General features: G+C 43.1%; 16 protein-coding genes. 14 read left to right on the top strand and 2 right to left on the bottom strand.

Annotated elements, in window-relative coordinates:
• Positions 1-195: 195 nt before the first annotated feature.
• A complete protein-coding gene (locus tag HXT53_RS06675) occupies positions 196-1,563 on the top strand; it encodes an ATP-binding protein (protein ID WP_246943459.1) in 1,368 nt (455 codons plus the stop codon).
• A gap of 89 nt (positions 1,564-1,652) precedes the next feature.
• Here HXT53_RS06675 and HXT53_RS06670 read toward each other — a convergent pair whose 3' ends face one another.
• Complete coding sequence (locus tag HXT53_RS06670; protein WP_004114108.1) at positions 1,653-3,890, bottom strand: RNA degradosome polyphosphate kinase; 2,238 nt, start codon at positions 3,888-3,890, stop codon at positions 1,653-1,655.
• 575 nt (positions 3,891-4,465) lie between these two features.
• Between HXT53_RS06670 and HXT53_RS06665 the strand changes: the two genes are divergently transcribed.
• The 3 genes from HXT53_RS06665 to HXT53_RS06655 all read left to right on the top strand — a co-directional run bounded on the left by HXT53_RS06665 (position 4,466) and on the right by HXT53_RS06655 (position 7,244).
• The gene (locus tag HXT53_RS06665) at positions 4,466-5,197 is read left to right on the top strand and encodes an MIP/aquaporin family protein (protein ID WP_004116393.1); all 732 of its coding nucleotides are present in this window, start codon (positions 4,466-4,468) and stop codon (positions 5,195-5,197) included.
• Between the two features lie 162 nt (positions 5,198-5,359).
• Positions 5,360-6,409 carry a glutamyl-Q tRNA(Asp) synthetase gene (locus HXT53_RS06660; RefSeq protein ID WP_248898561.1) on the top strand — a complete coding sequence of 350 codons (1,050 nt, stop codon included), beginning with the start codon at positions 5,360-5,362 and terminating at the stop codon, positions 6,407-6,409.
• A gap of 34 nt (positions 6,410-6,443) precedes the next feature.
• Positions 6,444-7,244, top strand: coding sequence for a YggS family pyridoxal phosphate-dependent enzyme (locus HXT53_RS06655; RefSeq protein WP_004137718.1), 801 nt, complete (start codon positions 6,444-6,446; stop codon positions 7,242-7,244).
• Between the two features lie 49 nt (positions 7,245-7,293).
• Here the strand turns inward: HXT53_RS06655 and HXT53_RS06650 are convergent, their stop codons facing one another.
• Positions 7,294-8,109, bottom strand: a complete 816-nt coding sequence (locus tag HXT53_RS06650; RefSeq protein ID WP_119675978.1) for a fumarylacetoacetate hydrolase family protein — start codon at positions 8,107-8,109, stop codon at positions 7,294-7,296.
• A 218-nt stretch (positions 8,110-8,327) separates the two neighbouring features.
• Here HXT53_RS06650 and clpB point away from each other — a divergent pair, with 218 nt between their 5' ends.
• The 10 genes from clpB to HXT53_RS06600 all read left to right on the top strand — a co-directional run bounded on the left by clpB (position 8,328) and on the right by HXT53_RS06600 (position 19,823).
• Entirely contained in the window at positions 8,328-10,922 is a 2,595-nt protein-coding gene (clpB, locus tag HXT53_RS06645) for an ATP-dependent chaperone ClpB (protein WP_421780261.1), read from the top strand.
• Positions 10,923-11,214: 292 nt separating this feature from the next.
• Entirely contained in the window at positions 11,215-11,376 is a 162-nt protein-coding gene (locus HXT53_RS06640; protein ID WP_421780259.1) for a hypothetical protein, read from the top strand.
• 26 nt (positions 11,377-11,402) lie between these two features.
• A complete protein-coding gene (locus HXT53_RS06635) occupies positions 11,403-12,173 on the top strand; it encodes an ABC transporter ATP-binding protein (RefSeq protein WP_004116382.1) in 771 nt (256 codons plus the stop codon).
• 530 nt (positions 12,174-12,703) lie between these two features.
• The gene (locus HXT53_RS06630; RefSeq protein WP_410313145.1) at positions 12,704-13,798 is read left to right on the top strand and encodes a hypothetical protein; all 1,095 of its coding nucleotides are present in this window, start codon (positions 12,704-12,706) and stop codon (positions 13,796-13,798) included.
• Entirely contained in the window at positions 13,788-14,519 is a 732-nt protein-coding gene (locus tag HXT53_RS06625; RefSeq protein WP_410313146.1) for a hypothetical protein, read from the top strand. The genes HXT53_RS06630 and HXT53_RS06625 overlap by 11 nt, the downstream gene beginning before the upstream one ends.
• A 54-nt stretch (positions 14,520-14,573) precedes the next feature.
• Positions 14,574-15,914, top strand: coding sequence for a DNA recombination protein RmuC (gene rmuC / locus HXT53_RS06620; RefSeq protein WP_421780256.1), 1,341 nt, complete (start codon positions 14,574-14,576; stop codon positions 15,912-15,914).
• A 57-nt stretch (positions 15,915-15,971) separates the two neighbouring features.
• Positions 15,972-16,820: a hypothetical protein gene (locus tag HXT53_RS06615; RefSeq protein WP_004573630.1), complete on the top strand. Its 849-nt coding sequence runs from the start codon at positions 15,972-15,974 to the stop codon at positions 16,818-16,820.
• Positions 16,821-16,877: 57 nt separating this feature from the next.
• Positions 16,878-17,684: a TrmH family RNA methyltransferase gene (locus tag HXT53_RS06610; RefSeq protein WP_004116368.1), complete on the top strand. Its 807-nt coding sequence runs from the start codon at positions 16,878-16,880 to the stop codon at positions 17,682-17,684.
• A gap of 133 nt (positions 17,685-17,817) precedes the next feature.
• Complete coding sequence (locus HXT53_RS06605) at positions 17,818-18,837, top strand: ATP-binding cassette domain-containing protein (protein ID WP_004573631.1); 1,020 nt, start codon at positions 17,818-17,820, stop codon at positions 18,835-18,837.
• Positions 18,834-19,823 carry an ABC transporter permease subunit gene (locus HXT53_RS06600; RefSeq protein WP_009993690.1) on the top strand — a complete coding sequence of 330 codons (990 nt, stop codon included), beginning with the start codon at positions 18,834-18,836 and terminating at the stop codon, positions 19,821-19,823. Before HXT53_RS06605 ends, HXT53_RS06600 begins: the two co-directional genes overlap by 4 nt.
• Positions 19,824-19,885: the final 62 nt, after the last annotated feature.

Here is a 19,885-nt window from a genome sequence, read left to right as displayed (position 1 = left end):
ATAAGATTATTGTTCTCGCGCGTGTAATTGACTTGTACTAAAACATTGGCAACACTAAATTCCCAAACTTACAAAAACTGGCAAATTATGGCGTAAAAAACATGCCAAAACTGGCAAATAATTGCTCAAAAAACCTCCTAAAACTGGCAAATAATGCTATAATCGTTGTAATATCAACATTAAAAAGAGTAAGCCATGGAACGACTAGCATTACAAAAATTAATCGCCTGGAATAGCAAGCCGAATCGCAAGCCGCTAATAATATGGGGTGCGCGCCAGGTTGGCAAAACGTATCTAGTAAAAGAACTTTTTGCGGAAAAATATTATAAAAATAGTTATATTTACATCGATCTTAAAAAAGAAGATGAGGTTCGTAACTTTTGCGAAAGCACAGCAAACGCAGAAAAGATTATAGAATACTTGTCTTTGCGATTTTTCAAGGCTATAGATGAAGGCACTTTGCTGATTTTTGACGAGATCCAAGAATGCCCAAATATTATTTCGTCGCTTAAATATTTTTGCCAAGATTTTAGAAAAATTCACGTAATTGCAACGGGTTCAATGGTGCGAATTAAATTGCATCGCGAAGCTCACAAGCAAAATTCGTCGAAATCAGCAGTTGGTCAATTCCTCTTTCCAGTAGGCAAAATTGACCAGATAACAATCTATCCAATGACTTTTGGTGAGTTCCTACTAAACAATAATAGTCTTCTATATTCAAAGGTGCGCGAAGCCTATGATTCTAAGCAAGCGCTGCCTACAGAAATACACAATCTTGCGTTAAATGAGGTTTATAAATATTTGCTGATTGGGGGTATGCCAGAAGCAGTACAGGCATACATTGAACGTAAAGATTTACTAGAATCGCGTGAGATTTTGCGCTCGCTTTATGACAATTATCTTGCAGATATGGAGTTGTACCAAGCAAGTAGCGAATCGATTTTAAGATCTCGACTTTTATTTGAGAATATTTTCAGAGAGCTTAACAAGGAATCAAAAAACTTTTCAGCTGGTCTTATTAAAAAAGACAGTAGAACTAGAGATTTTGCGACGTCCATTCAGTGGCTGCTTATGACTCATATTGTTAATCAGTCATTCCAACTCAAAGAGCATATAACCACGCCGCTTATGCAAGAAAACGAAAGTAATTTCCGACTATTTTTGTGCGATATTGGCATGTTCTCATATCAAAGCGGAGTTAATGCAGCATCTTTTATTTCAAACGAAAGAGACAATACGCTATCTGGTATTTTCTTCGAAAATTACGTTGCAAACGAACTTAGCGCAAATGGTTTAAAACTGTTTTATTGGCGCGGAAAATCAGATTCAGAATTGGAATTTATAATTGAATCAAATAACAAACTTTTTCCGATTGATGTTAAAAAAGGCAGAGGAACTCTTAATTCTCTAAATAAGTTTGCAATGCACAACAAGTTTGAGTTTGCAATAAAAGTTTCTAAAAATAATTATGGCTATGATGCAAATCAGAAAATCGCGACTATGCCATTTTATTTTATGACGTTCGTGGCTAGCGATTTGGCTGAGGGAACGCTTGAGATTTAGTCAGATTAGAAGGAGCAATAAATACAACAAGAGCCAGAATCATATTTCTGAATCTGGCTCTTTGCCTATTGTTTATTAGTTACTCGCAATCAGTTCACACCTCGAGGTTTGCGTGTGTGAGTATGAATTAGATATTCCTGACTGTCGACTAGAGGACGACCTTCGGAATCGCGAGAATGTAGCGTGTATGTGCCATCTCCATCCATCCACCAAGAAACTGTTGAATCAGCCATTTGCAAATCAATGTATTGAATCAACGCCTCCACCTGGTCTGGAGCGCTTATGCGAACCAGTGTTTCAACGCGGCGATCAAGATTTCGATGCATCAAATCGGCCGAGCCAATCCACACTTCTGGGCCACTTGCAGGACCATCGCCAATTTGCGGACCGCAAGAATTAGCAAAAGCATAGATTCGGCTGTGCTCAAGGAATCTGCCAAGAATAGAGCGAACTCGAATATTCTCGCTCAATCCTTCAATGCCAGGCTTTAGCGAGCAAATTCCGCGCTCAACAATGTCAATCTTTACTCCAGCTTGAGCCGCGCGGTACAAAGCGTCAATCGTCTTTTCGTCAACAACAGAATTGACTTTAATCTTAATCCACGCTTCTTTTCCAGCAAGAGCCGCTGCCTCTTCCCTGCGAATTCGCTCAATAATGCCCGTTCGAACTGTGCGAGGAGCCACAAGCAAGCGATGGAAACTAGACTTTGGAGCGTAACCCGAAAGCTGATTAAACAAGCGAGTCAAATCTTGACCAACTACAGGATCGCAAGTAAGCAAGCCCAAATCTGTGTAAAGGCGAGCCGTCTTAGGGTTATAGTTGCCAGTACCAACGTGGCAATAGCGGCGCAATCCTTCGGCTTCTTGGCGAACCACAAGCGAAAGCTTGCAATGCGTCTTCAATCCAACAATGCCGTAAACAACGTGAACGCCTGCGCGCTCAAGCTTACGCGCCCAAGCGATGTTAGCGTCCTCGTCGAATCGCGCTTTAATCTCAACAAGCGCAAGAACCTGCTTGCCAGCGTGTGCTGCGTCAACAAGAGCGTCAATAATTGGCGAATTGCTAGACGTGCGATACAGCGTTTGCTTAATTGCAAGCACCTTTGGATCTGCCGCCGCTTGCGCCAAGAACGCCTGAACAGAAGTAGAGAACGAATCGTAAGGGTGATGAAGCAAAATATCATGCTCGCGAATCGAAGCGAAAATATCTTGCGCATGGCTAGTTTCAACTTCTGCAATTTGGCGATTTGTAGTAGGAATAAACGGACGATACTTCAAATCTGGGCGATCCAGCGCTTGCAACTCAAAAAGAACCGTCATATCTAGCGGCGAAGGCAAACGATATACTTCTTCTGGGCTTACGCGCAACTGATTAGCCAGCAACTGAGACAAGAATGGGCTAGCTTCGTCGGAAATCTCAAGACGAATAGGCGGCCCAAAACGACGACGCAAAAGCTCCTTTTCCATAGCGTTGAGCAAGTTTTCTGCATCGTCTTCCTCAACGTCAATATCTTCGTTACGCGTAACGCGGAAAGATCGCGCTTCTTTAATAATCATGCCTGGGAAAAGCGATTCCAAATGTGCTGCAATCAACTTTTCCATAGGAATAAAGCCGTAGCGCTCTTCGCGACCCTCTTCGTCGGTTAAATCGTCAACTGGAACAAGACGATTCAAATTATCTGGAATCTTTACGCGAGCAAAATGCGATTTTCCAGAATTTGGATTCTCTACAATAACAGCCAAGTTAATAGACTTGCCAGAAATATATGGGAACGGGTGTGCAGGATCCACTGCAAGTGGCGTTAATACTGGGAAAACCTGCTTGCGATAATAGTCTGAAAGTCTATCTTTTTCGGATTGCGTAAGCTTGTCCCAACTGAGCATAACAATGCGCTGCTTAGCAAGCTCTGGCAAAATGTGGTCAATAACATAATGCGCATGCTCATCTTGACGACGATGCGTAACCTCGCTAATCGCGCGCAACTGCTGACGCGGGCTAAGCCCACTTGCAGCGGTTACTGCGATTCCTGAGTCGATTCTGCGCTTTAAGCCTGCAACTCGGACCATAAAGAACTCGTCTAGGTTGGAAGCAAAGATGGCTGCAAAATTAGCGCGTTCAAGAAGTGGTAAATCAGTATTTTGCGCTAACTCAAGCACGCGACGATTGAACTTTAACCAGCTAAGCTCGCGGTCAAAGAAGCGATCTTTTGGCAACGGTAGCTCGCCCTCACGAGCTTCACGCTTTTCTGCCTTTTCGTCTTCGGCGATGTGCTCTGCAATTTGACCGCGCAGAATCGCCTTTGAGGGAGCGTCAAAAATTTGTACCATACTCCGTAATTGTATGCGCTGTAAGGGAAGTGCGCGACTGAGTGTCGGCAGCTGCGCGTGCTCGACACGCCGATAATTGCAATATGTGAACGCATCTGAACATGACAACCATTGCATATTCACAAAATGATGCAAAACCATCTATTTTTTATGTGCGAATGAACACTAATTACAATATGCGAACAAAGATGATTTTGTACTTTACTAAAGAACAAAAAACAGTAATAATAAGAATCACAAGAACAAATTAAAAGAGCGGTAGACCACAGAAAATGTATGGATGTTAGATTCCAATTACGTTGGACGGATACATAAGACTTTACCGTTGCAACGAGGATGTTGTGCAGATAGAACCGCTGAAGATTGTTTTTGTAAGTAAGAGGCTCGCCAGTGTGGCGGGCCTCTTTTGATATATGACTATTTGATATTTACTCGCAGTGTCGTGTTCATAGGGGAAACTATCAAAGAATAATTGTTGGAATAATAATTGCTGGATTCATTTTCTTAGCTTCTTTGAAAATGAGATGTGGTACAAAAGCAAAAGCAGCAAAACAATTAAGAAGGATCGAAGGACCATGCAACACTCATTTACAGTAATGTTGGCAGCTGAGTTTATTGGCACTGCCATTCTTATGATTTTTGGCAATGGAGCCGTTGCCAATGTTGAACTTAAAAACACTAAAGGTCATCACGCAGGCTGGCTAAACATTGCTATGGGCTATGGTTTTGGCGTTATGTTCCCAGTGCTAATGTTCGGTGGAATTTCTGGCGCGCACATAAATCCTGCTATGACAATTGCGCAAGCTGTTTGCGGAATGTTCCCTTGGGCAAACGTACTTCCGTATATTGTGGCTCAGCTTTTGGGTGCATTGGTCGGTCAGCTTATTGTGTACGTAACTTATTTGCCACATTACAACGAAACCGAAGAGCCAGAGGCTATTCTTGGCACGTTCTGCACTACGGATGCTTACAATAACAAGCTTAACTACTTCCTAAACGAATTCTTTGGCACGCTCGTGCTTGTTTTGGCTGCGCTTTGCTGCCTTACTTCTCCTTGGGGAGAGAAGAATTTGGCTGGAGCATCAATCGTAGTCGGCTTTGTTGTTTGGGGATTGGTGACTTCTATGGGTGGTCCGACTGGTCCTGCTTTGAATCCTGCTCGAGACCTTATGCCGCGTTTGCTCCACACCATTTTGCCTATTCCACACAAGGGTTCTTCTCGTTGGGGCGAGGCGTGGATTCCAGTCGTAGCCCCTATTGCCGGCGCAATCTTGGGCGTGCTTATGTTTAAGTCGCTATTTGCATAAAACAGTTGCTTTTAACTGTTATTGATTGTGATTAATTGCGGTTGTAAGAAGCGCGTGATGCTAGTATGAATGCGTTACGCGCTTTTTATTTTGCAAGTTTATGTTTTGCAAACTTGTGCTTATTAAGAAAGATTTTAAGAAAGATATTAGAAAGACGAAATCATGTTTTCTAAGTCACCTATTGCAATTGGTCGTTTTGCGCCGACTCCTTCTGGGCGTATGCATATTGGCAATATGGTAGCAATGTTGGCTGCTTGGCTTTCTGCAAAGTCGCAAGGTGGAAGCATGATTTTGCGTCTGGAAGATCTCGATATTGCTAGAATGCCAAAAGATGCAAGCGCGCGAGTGATTGACGATTTGAAGTGGGCTGGGCTTGATTGGGTTGGTGAGCCGACTTATCAGCATGAGCGCACTGCACTCTACCAAGAAGCTCTTGATGCGTTAGAATCTTTGCAAGACGGAGACGGGAATTCCCTGATTTACCCGTGTTTTTGCTCGCGTTCCGATATTCGCGCGATTGCAGCGCCGCAAGAAGGCGACGGCTTTATACGCTACCCAGGTACGTGCAGAAATCTTCGCAAAAATGCGCAAGGCTTGGCGCAAATCGAAAAGCGTTTGCAAAATAATCAACAACATTCTTTGCGGCTTGCTGTTCCTTCGGCTGATTCGAGGGAGGCAAATATTGATTTTGAAGACGCGATTTTTGGTGCGCAATCTTTTAATATTGATCGCGACTTGGGGGATATGGTGATTCGTCGCGCGGATGGCGTTTTTTCTTACCAGCTTGCGGTTGTTGTTGACGATGTTTTGAGCGGAGTAAACGACATTGTGCGCGGACGCGATTTGCTTCGTTCTGCTGCGCTTCAAATTTGGATTGGTGAATTGCTGGAAAAATTGGGATTTTTTGCGGCTAACGGCGTGCATTATGTGCGTCCGCAATTTGCGCACTTGCCACTAATTGATAACGCTCAAGGCGAGCGACTTGCCAAAAGTAAACATTCGCTTGATGTTGGCGCACTTCGAGAAGCTGGTTGGAGCGCCGAGCGCATGATTGGCTATTGCATGTATCTTTTGGGATACAAGAACCCTGGGCAAACTCGCCCAGTAGATATGAGCGCTGCAGATGCGCTCGCTTTGTTTGAAAGCGACGAAACGCCGTGGGATTCTGTTCGCGCAAACCTAGCAGACAAATCCGTGCCCTTCCTTGACTAAACTATGTATTTAGAATGATAGATTGGGGTAATAAATGGCATACATGACGCAAAAAGATTTAGCGAATACTTGGGTCGATTGTGTTCGTGCGCGTCAAATTGCCGACGGTGTGCACAGTGTGCAAGACGCCATTGCTCAAGCCGAATCGCATTATGGGTGCAAATCTGAGTCGGTTACGCTGCTTGCTGCAACTAAAACGCGAGATGTTGGCGAAATTATGGCAGCGCTTAAAGCTGGAGTGCGCGTAATTGGGGAAAATCGTCCGCAAGAAATTGTCGCAAAAGCCGAAATTTTACGCGTGGAGTCCTCTAAAGAAGGCTTAAATGTTGGTGTAAACGGCGAAATTCCGCTCTATTTAATAGGTCAGTTGCAAAGCAATAAAATAAACAAAGTTTTGCCGCTTGCAAATGGGATTCAGTCGGTTGACAGCATTGAGCTTGCGCAAAAAATATCTGCTCGCGCGCAAAATTTGGGACTTTGCACAAACGTTATGTTGGAAGTGAATGTTTCGGGAGAATTTACGAAATCCGGATGCGCGCCAGAACGTGCGATTGACGAAGCTCTCGCTATATCTAGCCTGCCTGCGCTTAATTTGCACGGATTTATGACACTTGGAGCGCGCGTGGATGATGAAAAAATAGTGAGAAGTGGTTTCGCAAAATTGCGAGAAATTAGAGATTGCGTGAGTGAACAACTCGCGCAAGATCATGATGGAAACTCTACAAAATTAGAGCTTTCAATGGGAATGTCTGGTGATTTTGCGTGGGCGATTGCCGAAGGTTCGACGATGGTTCGAATTGGTTCGGCAATCTTTGGCCCGCGCGCATTTGTATAGTATTAAGTTTTGTCTAGCTTCTGATTTTTATCTTTTACTTTTATTACCGTTACGCATGCATAATCACATTGCGCAGCGAACCAATACCATCTACATGCACAATCGCTTCGTCGCCAGCGTGCAAAGTTCCTGCTGGATACGGCGTTCCTGTCAAAATCACATCTCCTGGAAGAAGAGTTGAGAAGCTTGAAATCGCAGCGATTTGCTCTGGAATACTGTGAATCAATCGCGCTGTGGTGCCGCTCGCCTCTGGCACATCTTTTCCATTAAGCGTAAACGAGATATGCGCGTCTCGCCAATTTAGCTCGGTTGTAATCCATGGACCAAGTGGGCAAGACGTGTCGAATCCTTTTGCGCGCGTAAACATTGGATCGCTGCCTGCGCAATCACGCAAAGTCACGTCATTTACGCAAGTAAAGCCAAAAACGTAGTCCATTGCCTTATCGACCGACACATTCTTGGCGATTTTGCCCATAACAACAGCCACTTCTGGCTCAAAATTCATATCGTTTGAAAAAGCAGGAATAACAATTGGGTCGTCTGGGCCAATTACAGATGTGCTCGGCTTTGTAAAAATCACCATGTCTGCTGCCGTGTGACTTGACAACACAGCAGAAGATGCGCGCTCTTCAGCAGAACGCGTATCGTAGTTTTTTGCCAATCCGTAGACTTTTGAAGGAATTACCGGTGCAAGCAGGCGCACGCCATCGGCGTCTAACTCGTAGCGCTTACCTGTTGGTTTAACTCCTTGAGGGCTTAGTGGATGGCCTTCTAGCGCTACTAAATAATCCTTACCGTCTGCTTCGTCTTTTTGAACGAAAGCGTACTGCGGAACTTCATTATACGAAAAACGTGCAATTCTCATATTTTTAAGATTACGACATATTTAATACTTAGGAAAATACTTAGGAAAAGTCGCAAGCAACCGTTGTATAAGGAAACGCCACAAACATCTTGAAAACAAAACTTGAGTGTAGTAGACTCAAGTTTTAGAAATTGACGGAATGTGGTTTGAGCGTAATTGCAAAAATTGCACGCAAATCACCTAAAATCCGCTAGATAGCGGTGCAAATGGGGGTAAATATGGAACAAAAGTTTACAACCTTAGCGCAAGATGCATTAAGCGATGCTGTGCAAAGCGCGGCGGCAGCTGGCAATGCGCAAGTTGATACGTTACATTTGGCAGATGCCTTACTTCGCCAAGAGCAAGGCGTAGTGCGCGCGCTTATTGCACAGGCTGGTGCAGATGCGCAACAAATCGGCGCTGAAATTCGCAACGCATTAGTGGCACTGCCTTCATCTACTGGCTCAACTACAACTAAGCCAGACGCAAGCCGTCAGCTTTTAGCTGCGCTAAGTCAAGCAGAAAAAGAAATGCGCGCAATGGGAGACGAATACGTTTCTACAGAGCACATGCTTATTGGCATAGTTGCAAGCGCGCCGAATGCTGTTGCGGATATTTTCAAAAAGCACAATGTTTCTGCAGACGCGTTGCGCAAGGCTGTGCCAACTGTACGCGGAGGCGCGAAAGTTACAAGCCCAGACGCGGAAGGCAACTACAAAGCGCTCGAAAAATATTCGGTTGATATGACTGCGCGCGCTCGCGAAGGAAAGCTTGACCCAGTAATTGGACGAGACCAGGAAATTCGTCGCGTGATTCAGATTCTTTCTCGCCGCACGAAGAATAATCCTGTGCTAATTGGCGAGCCAGGCGTTGGAAAAACGGCAGTTGTAGAAGGATTGGCTCAGCGAATCGTTGCAGGAGATGTGCCTACAACTTTGCAAAACAAGCGTCTTATCAGTCTCGACTTGGCTTCGATGGTTGCAGGTTCGAAGTATCGCGGCGAATTTGAGGAACGCTTAAAGGCAGTGTTGAAGGAAATTCAACAATCAGACGGTCAAATTATTACGTTTATTGACGAAATTCACACTGTTGTTGGCGCAGGATCTGCAGAAGGTTCAATGGATGCTGGCAATATGCTTAAGCCAATGCTTGCGCGCGGCGAGCTGCGCTTGGTTGGCGCAACTACGCTTAACGAGTATCGCGAGCATATTGAAAAGGATTCGGCGCTTGAACGCAGATTCCAGCAAGTGTTTGTTGGCGAGCCTTCTGTTGAAGATACGGTGACGATTTTGCGTGGACTTAAGCAACGTTACGAAGCGCACCACAAGGTGACGATTAGTGACGATGCAATCGTAGCTGCAGCAACGCTTTCAAACCGCTATATTACTGGCAGACAACTTCCAGATAAGGCGATTGATTTGGTTGATGAAGCGGCAGCTCACTTGCGTATGGAGCTTGATTCTCAGCCAGAAGAAATCGACGAATTGCAGCGCAAAGTTACGCGTCTTGAAATGGAAGAAATGCAATTAAAGAAAGCAGAAGATGCTGCTGCACGCGAACGCTTAGAAAAGTTGCAGGAAGAATTAGCAAACTCGCGCGAAAAGCTTACTGGATTGAAAGCGCGTTGGGATGCGGAAAAAGCTGGCCATAACAAGGTTGGTGATTTGCGAGCGCAACTCGATGCTAAGCGCGTAGAAGCCGACAAATTCACGCGCGAAGGCAATTTGGAGCAGGCAAGCCGTATTTTGTATGGCGAAATTCCAAGCATTCAAAAAGCTTTGGAAGAAGCGGAATCACAGGCTGCTAATGCTAAGAGTGAAGCGAAAGAGCCAATGGTCCCAGACCAGGTTGATGCCGATTCTATTGCAGGAGTTGTTAGCGAATGGACTGGCATTCCTGTTGGTCGCTTAATGCAAGGCGAAAATGAGAAGCTGCTCAACATGGAAAAGGAGCTTTCTAAGCGCGTTGTTGGCCAAAGCGAAGCAATCCGCGCTATAGCGGATGCTGTGCGCAGAAGCCGTGCTGGAATTGCAGACCCGAATCGCCCAACTGGTTCGTTCCTATTCTTGGGTCCTACTGGCGTTGGTAAGACGGAGCTTGCAAAGGCTCTTGCCGACTTCTTGTTTGACGACGAGCGCGCAATGGTTCGCATTGATATGAGCGAGTACATGGAAAAGGCTTCCGTTTCACGGCTTATAGGTGCTGCTCCTGGTTACATTGGCTATGAGGAAGGCGGCCAGCTTACTGAAGCTGTGCGTAGACGTCCGTATTCTGTAGTGCTTTTTGACGAAGTTGAGAAGGCACATCCGGAAGTATTCGACGTTTTGTTGCAGGTTTTGGACGATGGTCGTTTGACTGACGGTCAGGGTAGAACGGTTGATTTTACGAATACGATTTTGATTATGACATCAAACTTGGGTTCGCAATTCCTTGTGCAAGAGGGCTTGGACGATGCTGCTAAACGCAAGGCTGTTATGAACGCTGTTCACGCTGAGTTTAAGCCAGAGTTCATCAACCGTTTGGATGAGCTTGTTATGTTCCATCCGCTTACTCGCGAAGAGCTTGGTGGAATTGTGGATATTCAAGTTCGTCAAGTGGCTGCACGCTTGAGTGATCGCCGTATTAGCTTGGATGTGAGTGATTCTGCTCGCGCTTGGCTTGCGGAGCATGGCTATGATCCAGTTTACGGTGCTCGTCCGTTGCGTAGATTGGTTCAAACGGAAATTGGCGATCAACTTGCGCGATTGTTGCTTTCTGGCAAGGTTCATGATGGGACTCGCGTAGTTGCGGATTGTGAGAATACTAGCGACCATGTAACTCTCAAGATTGCGTAATATATGCACTATTTAATGTAGTCAAATAATGTAGTCAAATAAAACAAAGCGTGCTGTTTATTGGATTATTTTCCATTAGACAGCACGCTATTTTTGTATCTAAATAAAAAATATTTGTAGAAGGAACTTGAAATAAAAAGGTGGAATCCCCCTTAATTTTTCAAGTTATTGCTGATAATTGGCATTATAGGATATGCATATCTTTTAAAATTTTAATTGGTTTTTATAAAAATCTATTTTTTTATATTGAATTATCATAAAATATATGTACGTATTCAAGGCTGAATACGTTATGAAGCAGATTGAAAATGGAGATACGAATATGTTCGCAAAGAAAGGATTTGCAATAGTTGCGCTTGCTACTATTGTTTATACTGTGCCAATTTCAGCTTATGCTCAGATGAGTGGTTCTGAAGTTGGAATAGACAGAGAAAATATACGAAGTTGTAGGTAAGTAGTCTAGTTATTAAGTGGTGAGATATGCAAGAATCATATACGGGCTCAGATGTGCAACTTGTTAATGTGAATTTTTCGTATGGGAAAAAACAAATTTTGCATAATCTTTCTATAGATTTATCTTTTGGCATATGTGGTCTTTTGGGGCCAAATGGTGCTGGGAAAACTACTCTGCTTAACGTTATAGCGACGATTTATGCTCCCTCTAGTGGAAAACTTTTTGTTCATGGCTTTGATGTAACTTGTCGTGCGGAAAGGGCTAAAGCTCGGTCAAATATTGGTTATTTGCCACAATCATTTGAACTTATGAATGCATCGAGTGTGTTAAAAAATGTTCAATATGCCGCATGGGCGCGAGGTTTATCGTGGAGCGCTGCGTATCAAGCTGCTTGGAATGCTCTCAAACAGGTTGGCTTGGAAAAACAAGCACATCGCATCGTTGCTAAAATATCAGGAGGTCAGCGTCAGCGTGCTGGTATTGCTTGTGTGATTGCTAGTCAGCCTGCAGTACTAATACTTGATGAGCCTACTGTTGGTTTAGATCCTGAGCAGCGTATTGATATTCGTAATTTTCTTAAGTCTTATTCGCAAAAGCATACTGTTATTGTTAGTACACATTTAGTAGAAGATTTAGCAGTAATTGCGGATCGGGTTATAGTTCTTAATGAAGGAATTATATTGCTTGATGGGAAAATGGATAATCTTCTTCAGTATGCTAATCGTGAAGATCTTATGGTAACTCCATGGGAATCAGGGTATAGGCATTTGCTATCTAAATTTCATAAAAGTGAGTAGTAGCAGTAACTGGATATGTATAGTTTCTTATTTTGTTAATGTGGTAGTGAGTAGGGATGTGATTAAATATGCGTCAATATTCTAACTTTTTAACTGAATTCAGATTTTTTACGAAAAGTCATAAGAAGTGCACGATTGTTTCACATATTATGTCCCCATTATCTCTAATAAGCAGTTGTATTTTTAGCTTATTTTTGATTGCATATCCTATTTTTTTGGGTGTGGCAAATTTTTTAGCGCATAATAATAATTATGCGCTTTGGTTAAGAATTGATGTCACATGGATGCATTGTTTGTCTGATATTGTTGCTTGCATTTTTGGCGCATGGTGTTCATGTAAAGCTTGCTCGCCCAGATGTTTGGTCAATTCTGCGTGGTGTGCAGGAAAATCAACCAGTCGTTACGCTATTCCTATACTAAAAGGCGCTATACTGTGCAGTTTGTTATATTGCGTAAGTATATTGCCAACAGTAATTCAGAGTGATGTAAATATTACAAATTTTCCGTATTTTCCACTATTATGTGGAGGCGTGACGCCAAGTGCATTTTTTGCAATTGGTTTTACTTTAGGGGTAATTATTGGCAATCGTTGGGCAATTGTGTTGTCAGCTTTATTATCTTTTGCAATGATTTGGTGCTGTATTTATGGCGTCATTATAATGCATAATGGCGCCATACCTCAAGGAGATATTTTTCCTAGATATTGGGGTAGCAGTTTATACACAATACTTCCAGTGTCGGATGCTGGTATCGGTGCCGAGCCTGGTTTGCGAATGAACCCATGGTTGGTGACTTTGCGCATATTCTTTGTGTGTGTTGTTATCGTTTCATGCATTCTTTGTTGCGCGCATATTAGATATTTTTGGCAAAAGGGATCTTATTGGTGCATAAAAGCAATAAGTATTTCTTTAATTATGCCAATAGTATGTGCTTGTTGTATAGCTATGTGGGGTCCAAAACCTTGGATTCGCTCTGGACCTTTTGTGCCTCAGTGTACGACGTTTAAAGATACTGCTTTTTCTGTTTGTGTACATCCTGAAGAAGCTTATATTCGTAAACTTCGTGCTGTTAAACATTTGAAAACTGTTGCTTCTTGGTTTCCTAAGAATCAGAGAGATTCGCAAGGCAAAGGAATTGTGCTTGTGCTTGGAAATGCGTTTACTCCAACAAATACTGAAAAATCTTGGAATCTTACTAATAGTGGTTTAATAAAGTTACGTAATCTTAAAGCTACTGTTATTCAACAACAAACAGATACATTTGTTAGGCGTTCTGAGAAATATGGTGATATGACTGGTATCGCTCAAGAAGTGTTACAAAGATTTGTGCCTGCAAAATGTGCATCAAATGCTATGAAAGAAGTATATGTAAAAAAGAATCTTGATTCAAACGCTTCTGTTACAGCATTTTTGCTTGCTCAGCTTCCTTCTCGTATAAGTAATGATGTGTATGGGTCATATGGATTTATTCCAGGTGAAGCAAACGATAAAGTGGCTATGAGTATTAATAATGCTGATGATGCTAAGCTGAAACAATTTGTAAAAAATCATGTTAAAGAACTTAATCAATGTCTCATAACTCCACAACAAGTCTTATCGGAACTTGGTGATAAGCATGAAAAATAATTTTCGCGCTTGGCTTGAAGGTAGGCATTATATTGTTGCAATCGTTGCAATTTTATTGTCCGTAGTCCTTCCCTCTTTAATGCTTGTTATATTCAGATCATTTGTAACGCAGTTGCCAGTTTATGTTGGTTATATTTGTTTGCCGGATTCTGCTAATGTGCATAATGCGGTAGAAGGTATAAAGTTTCAATGTCAATCTGGTAGTAGTGTTGTTAATTTTGTTGTTCCTCTGTATGAAGTTATTGTAGTTGGGTTTATTGCCGCGGCATTCGTTTGTCTTGCTCCGATTATGGTATCGTGGGAACGTTTCGTGATGAAAAGGTTGCGAATATATGCATTGAGTGCTGCTTTATTGTGTTTGTTTGTTTCATTTGGCGCTTCAGTGTTGATTGTTCGTATAGTTGACTTGCAGCTATTTAGTACATTGCAGATGATTTTAGGTAATGCGTGGATTGATATTGTGCTCATAATGATTGGATTAGCCTGTTTTGGAAGGTTTTACGGTCTTGCATTTGGTGTCTTTTTAGTGGTGATGAATATTGCTACACAAGGTTTGCAAAGTAAAATTGGATTGATTTTGCGATGGTATCCTTCTGGAACTTTGCCTGTAATTCCTGGACAATCCATATTGTTATATGTCGTTGTTGTGCTTACTGTAATTGCAGTTTGCCTATGGAGCGGCACGTGTGGACGTGGATTGCTTTATTTTGAACGTGCTTAAAAGACGTGTTTAATTATATTTCAAAAGTCAACTCAATAGTGTTTAATAGAACGTATGTTCGATAATATTGTGATGTTTGTTTTAATGGTGGTTGCTGTCGTAATAACCGCCATTGTTGTGCTGGCTATTGTTAAGCACAACAATGGAACGCAAGGCGCTAATGGCGTAAGCCAACGCGAATTTAACGAATTGCGCTCGCAGTATGAACAAGCGCGCACTCAAGCGCAGGAAAATGGCAATCAAGCTATACGGTATCGCACTCAAGCAGAGCAGCTTGCTGAGCGATTGAAATTTGTGGAGTCTGAGCTGCTAAAAGCGCAGCAAGCAGAACAATTGCGAGTGAATCGCGAAGAACAATTGCGTGCAGAGCGAGAAGAACGCGAACGATTAAATCGTGAAAAAACTTTGAAAGAGCAAGGTAAAGTCTTGGAAGCGCTTGCTCCAGTAAAAGACAATCTTGAAGCTCTGAAGAATAAAGTTTCGCAGATTGAAGAAGGACGCAAGCAAGAAATGGGTGTGCTGAGCACTCAGCTTAAAGGCTTAAGCGAGCAGCAAACAAGGCTTGACCGCGAAACTAGTTCGCTTTCTGCAGCATTGCGTAATAACAAGGTTCGCGGAGCTTGGGGTGAGGCTCAGCTAAAGAATATTGTGGAATCTGCAGGTTTGCTTGAGCACGTTGATTTTGATACGCAGGTTGTTGTAACTGGAGTAAATGGCGAACAGCAGAGGCCAGATATGGTTGTGCATCTGCCAGGAGGCAAAACAATTCCAGTTGATGCAAAAGTTCCATATGCGGATTATCAGCGTGCTTGCGAAATCCCAGATAACGCAAGTGACGAAGAATTAGCTAGAAGGAGCGAGCTTCTAAAAGCGCACGCTAAGGCTTTGCGAGAGCATGTTAGAGTATTAGGAGCTAAAGCGTATTGGCAGGCTTTTGAAACAGCACCAGACTTTGTAGTTGCATTTATTCCAAACGAAGCGTTGCTTCAGGCGGCTCTTGAAGCGGATCCAACGCTTATGGATGATGCCTTTGCGCAAAAAGTAGCACTCACTTCCCCAGTTACTTTGTGGGCTGTGCTTAAGTCTGTTGCGTACGCATGGCAGCAGCAAAGTCTTACAGATGATGCGAAAGAACTTTTCGATTTATCTAGAGAATTGTACGATCGCTTTGCGGTTCTTGGAGAAAATGCTTCAAAACTTGGCGTATCTTTGGCAAGAACAGTTGCAGCTTACAATAAGTTTGCTTCCTCGCTTGAGTCGCGAGTGTTGGTAACAGCGCGTAAACTTCAGAAGTTAGATCAAAGTAAAGTTATTGCTTCAATAGATCTTATAGATTCTGATAAAGCTGATGTTAAAGAGCTGAGCGCTCCGGAAGTATCAGTAGAAGATCGTTAAGCATAAAAACATTAAAGCATCAAAAATTGAACAACTCTAAATGCTAAGGAGTGCAAAATGACAGAATTACAAGAAGAGCGCGCGGAACTTAAGCGCATGCTTTGTGCGGATATGAGTGCGAAACCATTTAGTGAACTGTTTTCTGTTACATTTGCTCAGCGCGGCTCCAAGTTGGTTGGTGATGTTCTTTTTGATGCAATTGAGAAAGCTGGGTATTCGTTAGAACGCGATGTTGACGCAGTTGGAGCGTTAACTGCTGCTGCAGTGCCTATGGTTTTTGCGCTTATTCATGCTGCAGAACGTAAAGGAATTGCACTCGACGGCTTTGTTATGGATTTTGTTTTCCCTGCAACAAAAGGTCCGTCAGTTAAAGGCAAGCGAGTATTGTTACTTGACTCTTGGCTTTCTGAAAAATCGTATGTTCAAACTTCTTCGCTTGTGACTTTACGACACGGAAATGAATTAAGTCTTGATTTTGGCATTGTTAATCAGCAAGGCGCGCAAATTCTTGCTATAGTTGCATTAATTGGTGGTGTTGACGCCGACGAACAAGGCACAAGGCATCTTCAATTAGTAAATCCAATAAGTAAGGAGAGTACTAAAATGGCATTTGTTCAAGCTTTCGGTGAAGAAGAATTACGCGCAGATGCAGAACACGAAGATTGCTGCAACGATCATTGCTGTGGCGGTCATTGCGAGGTTAAATGCACGGGTGATTGTGCTCATGATGGTTGCACTGAGCCTTGCTGTGAAGATAATTGCTGCGGTGGCCATTGCAAAGTAGAGTGCACTGGCGATTGCAAGCATGACGGTTGCACTGAGCCGTGCTGCGAAGACAACTGCTGTGGCGGTCACTGCAAGTCAGACTGCACAGGAGATTGCGTAACAGACGGCTGCCAAGACTAGCTGCCAAGACTAGCTGCCAATACTAAGCAAAAGTATTAAACGGAGCAAAACTTATACATGCACGAACCGAATCCAATTACTTTGGCTGCAAAAGCTTCCGATGAGCCAGAATTCCGACCTATAGGAGTTGGCCCATGGGAAGAAGAACATCCAGGTGAGCCTCGTCCAGATAATCCAGAATCGCCAAATTACGATGTGCGGTTTAGCGCTGAATTACTAGACGAAGGCGACCAGCGTAACGTCTTAGATTGCTACCGATACTGGAAAGTAGAAGATATAAAAGCGGATCTCGATTCTAAAGGCCGTCATGAGTTTGAAGTAGCTGTAGAAAATTGGACTCACGATTTCAACATAGGCTCTATGGTTCGCACTGCAAACGCGTTTACTGCGAAAAAAGTGTATATCGTAGGGCCTCATAAATGGAATCGCAAAGGCTCGTTAATGACTGAGCTTTACCAATACGTTGAGTGCTGCCCAACTATTGAAACTCTAGTAACTAATTGGCGCGAAAATATAGCACGAGAAACAGAAGAAGCGCATCAACTTTTGCTTAAAGCACAAGCAGATGGCAATAAAGAAGCCGAAAAAATCGCAAATATCAAGGAACAAGACGCTAAAAACGCTCGCGTTATAGCGCTCGATATTATTCCAGGCGCAGTTGCTATGGAAACCTACAAGTTCCCTAAACGTTGCCTTATGCTTTTTGGCGCGGAAGGTCCTGGTCTTTCTAAAAAAGCACTAAAAATGGCGGATGACGTTGTTTACATTTCGCAATTTGGCTCTGTTCGCTCGCTAAACGCAGGAGCAGCCGCAGCTGTTTCCATGCACGCGTGGATTGCGCAACATGCAGCACCAAATTGCTGAATCTTAATAAGAGATTAATTAAAATTTCATCAGCAAGATCTCAACAAAAATATTAATCAAAATGCAGCAGCCTGTACTCATAAACACTTACATTTTAGGTGTATTTTTTTTTTATTTGTGATATTGTTAATTTATGTTAGAATTTCAACATATTACAAAGCGTTTCGGCGCAAAAACAGCGCTTAACGACGTTTCTTTCGTCGCCGAAGACGGCAAAGTCACAGGCTTTTTAGGACCTAATGGCGCTGGTAAATCTACCACCATGCGTTGCGCGTTAAATCTTATTCATGCCAATAGTGGTACTTCTCTTATTGACGGAAAACCTTACGCAAAAATCGTATCCCCAATGACAGAAGTTGGCGCAGTTCTTGACGCAAAGTCTGCTCACAGGGGCCGTACGGCTTACAATCACCTGTATTCATTGGCTTTAACTCACGGAATATCAAAAAAGCGCGTTGACGAAGTGATTGATATTACTGGATTATCAAGTGTTAAAACCCGCAAAGCAGGATCTTTCTCGCTTGGTATGAGCCAGCGTCTTTCCATTGCGGCGGCTCTTTTAGCAGATCCGCACAATCTTATTTTGGACGAGCCAATTAACGGCTTAGATCCAGAAGGCGTTAAGTGGGTTCGTGAATTATGCAAGTATTACGCAAGCGAAGGCCGTGCAATACTTCTTAGCTCGCACTTAATGAGCGAAGTTGCGCTTACTGCAGATAACCTTGTGATTATTGCGCATGGCGAGATTTTGAAGCGCACAACGGTTCAAGATTTTGTTGACGCACATTCGCAGCACGCTGTGCGACTTGTAACTCCAGAAGGCGAAAAGCTAAAGCAAGTGCTTGCTCAAAATCATCCTGAGTGCAAGATTTTGCCAGATAATCGCACACCTCAAGACGTTCAAGAAGGCGAACTTTTTAGAATAACAGATTGCGAACTAAGTCAGATTGCGCGAGAAATTGCGGATAATCAAATTTTGGTATATCAGCTTAATTACGAGCACGCGTCACTTGAGGAAGCATATTTGGCTCTTACACACGGTCAAGAGCAGTATGTAACGAAGGCTGTTCCTAGCAGCGGCTCGAAGCCGAGTGAACAAAAGCCGAGTGAACAAAACGTAGAGCAATCTAATAATGAGGAGAGTGCAAAATGAGTGAGCAAGTAGCAAATCAACAAGTGCAATCTTCTGAGTTCAACGCACACCAATCCAACGCGTACAAAACAGGCCGCAGCATGAACGCTCAACACTTGCGCCTAACATTTATGCACACGCTTAAATCCGAGATTGTTAAGTTGCGCGGACTTGCATCCACCTGGTGGTGCATGGCATTAACAATTGTTTTGCCAGTAATCTTTAGCTTTATTATAGCGATTGTGCAAAAAGCAATGTCTAAAGTTGACATTAAGAATGGAGCAAATCAAGGCAAATCAAGCGCTGCAATTACTGTTGGGCCGAGCAATAAAAGTAGCCTTATTGCATCTCAAGATAGCATTTTCCACTTAGTTATTAGTTTTGCTTCTGTATCTTTGATTGTTCTAGCGATTTTTGCAGTGCTTGCTGTAACCGCGGAGCATTCTACAACTTCGATTCAGGCTTCTCTTACTGCTGTACCTAGAAGGGGTATGTTCTTTACGGCTAAATTTATTGCTGTTGCAATCTACGTTTTTGTAGTGCAACTTATTGCAATGGCAGTTTCGCTAGGCGCTGCAGAATTAGCCTTTATAGGAGACAACACTTCTGGATTATCTGGAAGCAACGCGTGGAAATTGCCTCTTACGCTGTTTCTTGGCTCTCCTGCAATTATGGTTGTTGTAGCAGCAATGGCGTACGGCTTTGGCATGATTTGCAAGTCAACTGCTGGCGGAATTATGTGCGTTATTGGAGCCGTGATGATTTTGCCTAGTGTTCTTAGCATTATTATGTTTGCAAGCAATTTCGCGAAGTGGAATTCAATACTTATACAGCTTTTGCCAGCCACAGCGGTGGAGAAATTCTTGGGCGGCTCCCCTAATTCGGGTGCACAGCTTCCACCAAACGCATATGTTTTTACATGGTGGCAATCAGGCTTGGTGGTTCTTGCTTGGGGCGTAGTCATGTATGCAATTGGCCACGTTGTGGAAAAGCATCGCGATATTTAGCGCGATATCTAAAATATTTAAATATTCTGCAAATAATATTTTGCAAAAACAATAAGGGCTTT

Origin of the sequence: Gardnerella sp. KA00390 (genome assembly GCF_049244075.1) — a bacterium.
Lineage (GTDB): Bacteria > Actinomycetota > Actinomycetes > Actinomycetales > Bifidobacteriaceae > Bifidobacterium > Bifidobacterium vaginale.
The sequence above is the reverse complement of the archived record's forward strand: the minus strand, read 5'-3'. Positions and strand labels throughout refer to the sequence as shown.